Annotated in this window: 3 protein-coding genes; 1 reads left to right on the top strand and 2 read right to left on the bottom strand. The window is 74.0% G+C overall.

Features of this window, described 5'->3' with window-relative positions; genetic code table 11:
- Both EAO71_RS36685 and EAO71_RS36680 read right to left on the bottom strand, forming a co-directional pair.
- Positions 1–668: RICIN domain-containing protein (locus EAO71_RS36685; RefSeq protein WP_147982114.1), on the bottom strand; the 668-nt coding region annotated here is incomplete at its 3' end.
- A gap of 268 nt (positions 669–936) precedes the next feature.
- Positions 937–1,191, bottom strand: a complete 255-nt coding sequence (locus tag EAO71_RS36680; RefSeq protein WP_147982113.1) for a hypothetical protein — start codon at positions 1,189–1,191, stop codon at positions 937–939.
- A 58-nt stretch (positions 1,192–1,249) separates the two neighbouring features.
- Here EAO71_RS36680 and EAO71_RS38355 point away from each other — a divergent pair.
- Positions 1,250–1,502 (top strand): hypothetical protein (locus EAO71_RS38355; protein WP_222723629.1); only part of this gene is annotated, 253 nt, incomplete at its 3' end.

The following is a 1,502-nucleotide window of genomic DNA, read 5'->3' as shown; positions in this document are numbered from 1 at the left end:
GCCGTGCAGCAGGAGCCCTGCCGCCAAGGCGCCGCCTCACAGCGCTGGACCACGAACGCCGTCGACGKCGGCTTCGTGGTGGGTGTGGATCCTCCGGGCCGGGGTGTCGTGACGGTCGTGGCCTTGAGCGTCCACCGCTTGGCCGCCGCCGAGTCGCAGGAGTTCTGCTGCACCCGCGCTCCCGGTTCGCGCGAACCGTCCTTGACGGCCAGGCATTTGCCGCTGCCGGCGTTCACCAGCCGGACGCCGCCGTCGACGGCGTTCGTGGTCCAGCGCTGTGAGGCGGCGCCTTGGCGGCAGGGCTCCTGCTGCACGGCGGCCCCGGCCCCGGTCCGGGCCTCCTTCACGCCGGCGCAGGCGCCACCGTCGGCGGCGACCAGGGTGTATGCGTCACCTGCTGCGGTCAGCCGCCACTGCTGGCGTTGCTGCCCGCAAGGCTGCTGATCCAGCTGTGCGCCGTCCGGGCCGCCGGTGGCCGGCGCGCTCAGGCACAGCCCCCCGGCAGCGCTGACCAGGGTGTAGACGCCGGCGTTCGGCGTCGGCTCGGAGGCGTTCGCCCCGGCCCACAGACCGCCGCCGATACCGGTCGCCAGCAGGGCGAGCGCACCGCCCAGGGCCATGCTCCGGCCGCGCCGGGGACGGATGGCTCGCTTGGATCTCTTGGTCATGTCTCGACGTTCCTCACTGCGCAGGTACAAGGGGGCCCCGCCTGGTGAATGCCGCCCGGCCCGCGACGGCCTTCGCGTCGCTGGGCCCGCCGGTCTCCTGACGCGGTGCCGACCACTTGTTGCCGCCGCGCCCCGAAAGGTTGCCGTGCTGGTGAGGATTTCTTCCGCGTAGGCCCGACGCCGCCCGCGGAGCCCGCCGTAAGAGCCGGCGAGCACGGCTCTCCGCACGCCGAAAGGGTTTCGGCTCGGGCTCGTGAACACAGTCGCCTCAGCGGACCGGGGCGAAGTCCCCCCACACCAGGGCCCTGCCGGTGCCCGCGGCGGCTTCGGCGCGGTAGGTGTCCGGGCCGGCGTCGCGTCCGCCGGCCGCGTGGTCGTACTGCCCCGCGAACACGTGCTCGCCCGAGGGGATCGTACGACCCGGCCGGAGCACCCACCGGTAGACCAGGAAGCCGCCCTCCTGCCGGACCGTGACCGTGAAGTCGTCGGCCGGCCGGGTCTGCCAGTGGCCGGTGTCCTTCACTCCAGGGGCAGAGCCGATCCGGAGTTCGACCGTCAGGGCCGTCAGCGATTCCCGCGACTTGAGGGTGACGTTGCTCTGCGACCAGGAGGAGATGCTGTGCGGGTCCAGCGAGCCGTCCGACCACAGCCATCCATCCTCGGTGCGCCGGCCCGGGTTCGCGGGGGCGGAAGCCGACGCGGACGAGGCGCCCGACGCCGTGGACGTCGGCGCAGCGGGGGCGGTGCGGCTCGGGCCCGGAGTGGGCAGCGCGGATTTCTTCCGCGTAGGCCCGACGCCGCCCGCGGAGCCCGCCGTAAGAGCCGGCGAGCACG

It is taken from the genome of Streptomyces sp. MS191, assembly GCF_008042125.1.
Classification (GTDB): Bacteria; Actinomycetota; Actinomycetes; order Streptomycetales; family Streptomycetaceae; genus Streptomyces.
Note: the sequence above shows the minus strand (reverse complement) of the source record. Positions and strands in the feature narration are given on the sequence as shown.